The sequence below is a fragment of the Streptomyces sennicomposti genome (genome assembly GCF_019890635.1).
In the GTDB taxonomy this organism is placed as follows: Bacteria; Actinomycetota; Actinomycetes; order Streptomycetales; family Streptomycetaceae; genus Streptomyces; species Streptomyces sennicomposti.
Genome location: NZ_JAIOAB010000008.1, coordinates 156,629 through 163,008, shown reverse-complemented (window position 1 = coordinate 163,008; position 6,380 = coordinate 156,629). Strand labels below are relative to the sequence as shown.

5 protein-coding genes are annotated in these 6,380 nt (G+C 75.7%); 2 read left to right on the top strand and 3 right to left on the bottom strand.

The features are described 5' to 3' along the window. A partial coding sequence (locus K7787_RS07760) for an NAD(P)/FAD-dependent oxidoreductase (protein ID WP_247720669.1) occupies positions 1–2,059 on the bottom strand: 2,059 nt, incomplete at its 3' end. 236 nt (positions 2,060–2,295) lie between these two features. Between K7787_RS07760 and K7787_RS07755 the strand changes: the two genes are divergently transcribed. Then, complete coding sequence (locus K7787_RS07755; protein WP_019985155.1) at positions 2,296–3,252, top strand: LLM class F420-dependent oxidoreductase; 957 nt, start codon at positions 2,296–2,298, stop codon at positions 3,250–3,252. Between the two features lie 101 nt (positions 3,253–3,353). Here the strand turns inward: K7787_RS07755 and K7787_RS07750 are convergent, their stop codons facing one another. Continuing rightward, on the bottom strand, positions 3,354–3,887 hold the full coding sequence (locus K7787_RS07750) for a phage holin family protein (RefSeq protein WP_223000932.1): 534 nt from the start codon (positions 3,885–3,887) through the stop codon (positions 3,354–3,356). Positions 3,888–3,997: 110 nt separating this feature from the next. Between K7787_RS07750 and K7787_RS07745 the strand changes: the two genes are divergently transcribed. Next, on the top strand, positions 3,998–4,345 hold the full coding sequence (locus tag K7787_RS07745) for a VOC family protein (RefSeq protein ID WP_009191477.1): 348 nt from the start codon (positions 3,998–4,000) through the stop codon (positions 4,343–4,345). 12 nt (positions 4,346–4,357) lie between these two features. Here K7787_RS07745 and K7787_RS07740 read toward each other — a convergent pair whose 3' ends face one another. Further along, positions 4,358–6,322, bottom strand: coding sequence for a DUF5107 domain-containing protein (locus K7787_RS07740; protein WP_223000931.1), 1,965 nt, complete (start codon positions 6,320–6,322; stop codon positions 4,358–4,360). Positions 6,323–6,380: the final 58 nt, after the last annotated feature.

The window sequence follows — 6,380 nt, the reverse complement described above, 5'->3', positions numbered from 1 at the left end:
GACCAGGGGCGGGGCCGTGACCGGAACCGCGCCCGGGGTACGGCGCGGCGCTTCCGCGGCCCACGCGCGGCTCTCCGGCGGGTCCGCCGGGAGGCCGGCCCTCGGCCGGCTCGTCGCCCGGGCCGCTCCGGGTCGGCTGCTCTCGGGAACCGCCGCGCGCGGCGCCGGGGCCCGGCTGCGCCTTCGCCTGCCGGGCGGCCGACCGGTTCCGGCCGGACCCGCCGCCGCGCCGGTTCCGCCTCGGCCCGGCGTCCGGACGGTCCCGCCCGGACGTGCCGCCCGCCTGCTCCCGCACGGGCGGGGGACCCGCCCGAGGCGCCTCGGGCTCACCGCCGGGCTGATTCCTGGCGGGCTCACCGCCGGGCTGATTCTTCGCGGGCTCGCCGCCCGGTTGGTTCTTCGCGGGTTCCGGACCTGGTCGGGTTTTCGCGAACTCCCCGCCCGGCCGGCTCTTGGCGGGATCACCGCCCGGTCGGCTCGCGGGCTCAGCTCGCGGCTCGGCGGGTGCGGGCTCGGTGTTCGTCCGGCCACGTGCGGGCTCATCGCCCGGGCGGCCCGGCGCGGGCTGCTCGCGCGGTCCGTTCCGTGCGGGGTGCGGGGGCGGCTCCGCGCCTGCCAGTTGGGCCTTCTCCGTGTTGTCGATGATCTCGGTGATCGGCACGCCGCCGGTGTCACCGGACTCGTCCGCACCCACGGCAGAGGCGTCCGCGCCCGCGCCGGACCCGCCCGGACCCTCACCGGACCCGCCCGGACCCTCCGCCTCGCGGGGCGGGCCGCCCGGGACGCGGGCCAGTTCCGGGGACGCCGATTCCAGCGGGACCGACCAGGACCGTACGAGGCCCAACTGGACGGCCTGGCGCGGCAGTACCGCGTTCAGGAGCCAGTCCGCGGCCACCCGCACCCGGTTGCCCGGCATCGCCGCCAGGTGGTAGCCGCGGGTGACCGCGCCGGCCGCGAGGCCCGACAGCGGGACGCCCAGCGGATTCGCGGCGGCCCGCGCCCCGCCGAGGTCCACCACGAACCCGAGGTCGCGGTGGCGGTAGGGCCGCGCCGTCCCGACGCCGAGCGAGGCGGCGACGTTGACGGCGGCGGTCCTGCCCTGCCGCCAGGCGTGCTGCGCCGTCATCGGCGTGAACTCGCCCGGACGGTCGAGATCCGGCACCGCCGCCGCGTCCCCGCACGCGAACACCTCCGGCCGCCCGGGCACCTGGAGGAACGGGTCCACGACCAGCCGCCCCCGCTCCAGCGGCTCCCCCACGCTCTCCACCAGCGGATCGGGCCGTACGCCCACGCACCACACGAGCGTGCGGGTCGGCACGAACTCGCCGTCCGTCAGCACCACCCCCTCGTGCGTCGCCTCCCGCACGGACGTGCCCATGCGCACGTCGACGCCCCGCTCCCGCAGCACCCGGTCGGCGGTGCGCGAGAGCCGTTCGTCCAGCTCGGGCAGGACGCGCGGCGCGACGTCCAGGAGCAGCCAGCGCGGCCGCAGGCCCTGCCGCAGCGGATGGCGGCGTACCTGCGCGTCGGTGTACGTCTTGCCCTGCGCGGCGACCTCGGTGCCGGTGTAACCGGCGCCTACGACGACGAACGTGCAGCGCGCCGCGCACTCCTCCCGGTCCCCGGCCGCCGCGGCGAGTTCCACCTGCCGGGTGACGTGGTCGCGCAGGTACAGCGCCTCGGGCAGCCCGCGGAAGCCGTGCGCGTGCTCGGCGACGCCGGGGATCGGCAGCAGCTTGTTGACGCTGCCGACCGCCAGTACCAGCCGGTCGTACGCCAGGGTGCCGGCGCGCCCCTCGGGCCCGGTGCAGTGCACGGTGCGCGCGTCCATGTCGATGCCGTCGGCCTCGCCGAGGACGAGCCGTACCCCGGGCAGCGTCCCGGAGAGGGAGACGGTGACCCGGCGCGGTTCCAGGACGCCGGCGGCGACCTGGGGCAGCAGCGGCAGGTACAGGAAGTAGTCGGTCGGGTTGAGCAGGGTGATGTCGGCCTTGCCCCGGGACATCCGGGACAGGGCCCGGGCCGCCCGGTATCCGGCGAAGCCGGCACCGACGATCAGGATGCGGGGTCGCCCCACGGTTGGCCTCCGGCGCGGTCGTGCCTGGTGCGGAACTTTCCGCGTCCCCCTGGCCGGGTCGGCCAAACGTGCGCCGCCCCGGCCGCGGGGCCGCCGCAGCAGGCCGGGCGCGGTGCCTCAGGACCGGTCCGCGGGCGCCCCGCCTCCGGTTTCCGCCGTCCGCGCCGGGTACTCGGCAGCGCGTCCCCCGCCCGCCCATGTCCCGGAGGTGTCCCTCCATGCCCGAGTACGGCTACTTCCTCTCGTGCGAGCAGTACGGTCCGGCGGACCTCGTCGAGCAGGCCAGAATGGCCGAGCAGGCCGGGTTCCAGGCGCTGTGGATCTCCGACCACTACCACCCGTGGAACGACGCGCAGGGCCAGAGCCCGTTCGTGTGGTCGGTGATCGGGGCGCTGTCCGAGGCGGTGTCCCTGCCCATCGAGACCGCGGTGACCTGTCCGACCGTGCGGATCCATCCGGCCGTGGTGGCGCAGGCGGTGGCGACCAGCGCGGTGATGACCGAGGGCCGGTTCCGGCTCGGCGTGGGCACCGGCGAGGCGCTGAACGAGCACGTCCTGGGCGACCGCTGGCCGCCCGCGGGGGTGCGGATGGACATGCTGGAGGAGGCGGTGCAGGTGATCCGCCGGCTGCTGACCGGCGAGGAGGTCACCCACCACGGCACGTACTACACCGTGGAGAACGCCCGCCTCTACACCGTGCCCGAGGAGCCCGTCCCGATCGACGTCTCCGGGTTCGGCCCGAAGGCGACCGCGCTGGCGGCGCGCGTGGGCGACGGCTACATCACGATGATGCCGGACGAGGAGATGGTCACCCAGTACCGCAAGGGCGGGGGCGGCGCCAAACTCGTCAGCGGCGGCACGAAGGTGTGCTTCGGCGCCGACCGCGAGGAGTGCGTCCGCACCGTGCACGACCTGTGGTACAACGAGCAACTCCCCGGCGAGATGGGCCAGGTGCTCTCCAGTCCCCGCCACTTCGAGCAGCTCAAGCCGCTCGTCACCGAGGACATGGTCCGCGAGAACGTCGTGTGCGGCGACGACGCCGACCAGCACGTGGCCGCCCTGAAGGAGTTCGCCGACACCGGCTTCGACCGCGTCTACGTCAACCAGATCGGCGCCGACCAGCGCGGCTTCTTCGACTTCTACCGCACGAAGGTGCTGCCGCAACTGCCGCAGTGAGAGCGGGAGTCGGGTAGGGGCGCCCGTCGGCTCGAGCCGACGGGCGCCCCTACCCGTCCGGTTCGGGACTTCCGGTACCCGTCCAGTCGGGGATTCCGGCGTCAGGACTCGCGGCCGTCCCGCCGTGCCGGGACCGGCACGGCGGGCGGGACGGCGGGCTTCGGCGGCACCGCAGGACGCCCCGCGCCGCCGCCGTGCCCGCGACCGGCGTCGGCCGCGAGATCACCGGTCCTTCCCGCGAGGCCGCCGGTCCCGTCCGCGAGGCCGCTCGCCCCTGCGGCGTCCGGTCCGGCCGGGGCGTGCCCCTGCGGCCCGGTCCCGTTCGGCACCCGCGGCCGCCCCGCGCCGGAGCGGGCCGCGCCGCGCAGCGCGTACGCCACCGCGCCGAAGACGGCCGCGGTGATCAGCGCCGCCGCCCAGCCGGGCAGGGCGGTCGCCAGGGCCAGTCCCACGGCGAGGGCGACGGCCGCGCCCGCGTACAGTGCGGCGGCGCCGGAGGTGGCGTAGAGCACGGCCGTGCGCCGCCGTCGGCGGGTCTGCTCGCGCAGTTCGTCGCGCACCGTCTCGCGCGCCACCCGCGCCAGCTCTTCGACCAGGTGCTCGTCAAGGTGCTCAAGGTGATCCAAGCGCTCCATCCACGGCGAGTACCCGTACCGGGCAGGCCGTAACTCGCCGTCACCGGACGGGCGTTGCGATGCCGGGACACTCTCCTGCCGGGCCGCCCGCACCAACTAGGCTCGTCCGCATGCAGATTCTCGGAGCCAGCCTGCGCGTCTGTGTCGACGACCTGGAGACCGCGGTCCCCTTCTACGAACGTCTGGCGGGCGGCACAGCCCTGCGTTTCGAGCGCGCCGGCGTGCAGGTGGCGGCCGTCGGCTGCTTCCTGCTGATGAGCGGGCCCGAAGCGGAACTGGAGGTGCTGCGCAAGGTCGCGGCGACCATCGCCGTCGAGGACCTGGACGACGCGCACCGGGTGCTGACCGAACTCGGCGCGCGGGTCGTCGCCGGGCCGGTCGCGACGCCGGCGGGCCGCAACCTCATCGCCGTGCACCCGGACGGCGCGGTGTACGAGTACGTGGACCGCCGCGTCTGAGCGCACGGCCGGTCACGAGGGGTCGGGGCGCATCCGGAAGTCGTAGCGGGCGGGCAGTTCGCCGCCGCCCGACCGCCGCCACACCTGGCCGAGCCGTTCGTCGCCCTCCCTGAGGTCGGCGACCTCGAAGTCCTCGGCGAGGACGGCCCGCGCCCGCTCGGCGTGTCCCTCGGCGAGCAGCAGCTCCGCCTCGATCAGCCGGAACCGGCCGCGGGCCCGGGTGGCCGCGTCCAGCCGGTCCCACACCGCGCGGGCCTCGGCCGGGCGTCCGGCCCGCAGCAGCGCCTCGATCGCCTCGCGGCCGAGCGCGGCGGCGGCCGCCGTCCACCGCTCGTCGTCGCCCGGACGCCCCGCGCACAGGCCGTCGAAGGCCTGCCGGTAGCGGTCGGCGGCGCGCTCGTGGTGCTCGCTGTCCCGGTCGGCCACGGCCAGACAGCGCAGCGACGGCCAGTGCGCCGGGGCGAGTTCGAGCGCCCGCTCCCAGCTGCGCACCGCCTGCGCCCGGTCGCCGGCGTGCCACTGGGCGACGCCGAGGTGGTACTCGGCGGCCGGAGTCGCGGGCGCCGTCTCCAGCAGGTCGCGCCAGTGCGGGGCGACCAGGCTCGGTCCGGGCGGCCCGGACGGTTCGGGTTCGGGCAGGGAGCCGACGCGCAGCAGGTGCCGCCACGGTTCCTGCTCCTCGCCCATGGCCGACTCGGCGAACGGCGTGCCGGGCAGCTTCCAGCCGCCGCGCAGCACTTCGAGCGCTCCCCAGCCGGAACCGGTGCTCAGGATCTCCTCCGGTTCGGCGTCGGCGTACGGCTTCCAGGCGGCGTAGGCGGCGTCCACGGCGGCCCGCGGCAGTACGGCCTCCAGCCGCTGCTCGGTGCGCCGTACGGCGGCCCGCCACTCCCCCGCCGGCGGGGGTGCGTCGAGCGGACCGTAGGACTCCAGCCAGGCCACCTCGCTCTCCGCCTCCAGGCGTACGTGTTCCAGCTGGGTGCGGGCCAGGCCCGCCTGGATCTCGCAGTAGCCGCCGGTGCCGGGCTCGGTGAGCCACTCCTGCCAGCGCCGGCCGCCGGCGCCGGAACCCCACACGAACAGCTTGCGGCCGCGCAGCACGTCGGTGGAGGTCTGCACCAGCCCGTCGCCGTGCTCGTCGAGCGCGGCGATCCAGCGGCGGCGGCCGTCGGGGACCTCGTAGAAGTAGTCGGCGGCGTACGGGCTGTTGAGGGGGTAGGTGCGGTCCACGCCGTCGTACGCGGGGACGGGGACCCGGCGCAGGCGGCGCTCGTAGCCGAAGTTCCAGGCCTCCTCGGCGGGGGCGAGCACCCGGCGTTCCTCGGGGACGGCGATGTTGGACCACCAGTACGTGGGCACGGGCCGCTCGTGCGGGTTGCGGACGCGGACGCCCACGTGCAGGAAGTCGGAGCCGTCGGGCAGCCACAGGTCGACCTGGAAGGGCAGGTCGCGCAGCCGTTCCCACTCCCACAGGCGCAGCATGGCGCCGCCGTCGGGGGCGGGGACGCGGGCGGCGTGCAGGGGTGCGCAGGACAGGGTGGTGTGGCCGGTGGCGCCGATGTTCCATTCGACGCCACCGGAGAACCAGGCGCCGTTCAGGGCGAAGTTGGCAGGCTGGAACACCGGGTTGCGGTAGAGGAGTTCACGGCCGGTGGGCAGGTGGACGAGGGAGGCGATCCGACCGCCGAGGCCGGGCAGCACGGTGGCGCGCAGCCGGTCGTTCTCGAGGACGAGGGCGTCGATCGTGCGGTCCTGGCGGGTTCTGCCGTAGCCGTCGCGGACCGGCGCGGGGAGCAGGCTGTGCAGCGGGGCGTAGCCGATCTGCCGGGCCATGTCGTGCGGCAGGCCCGCCCTGTCCCGGTCCTCGATGCGGTGGACCTCGTCGAGCGGGCGCAGCGCCGGCAGCGGGTTGTCCGGCCCGAGCGGTGCGGCGGGCAGCGTGAGTACCTCATGTCGGATCGTCGTCACGATCACCATGGAACCCGGTCGCCGGTGAGCTGACCAGGGGCGGTGGCGGTCAGGATTGCGCAAAGGC

Coding starts and splice junctions, on each gene's coding strand:
- K7787_RS07745 (WP_009191477.1), top strand. CDS start 3,998: ATGCAGATTCTCGGAGCCAGCCTGCGCGTCTGTGTCGACGACCTGGAG.
- K7787_RS07740 (WP_223000931.1), bottom strand. CDS start 6,322: ATGGTGATCGTGACGACGATCCGACATGAGGTACTCACGCTGCCCGCC.
- K7787_RS07755 (WP_019985155.1), top strand. CDS start 2,296: ATGCCCGAGTACGGCTACTTCCTCTCGTGCGAGCAGTACGGTCCGGCG.
- K7787_RS07750 (WP_223000932.1), bottom strand. CDS start 3,887: ATGGAGCGCTTGGATCACCTTGAGCACCTTGACGAGCACCTGGTCGAA.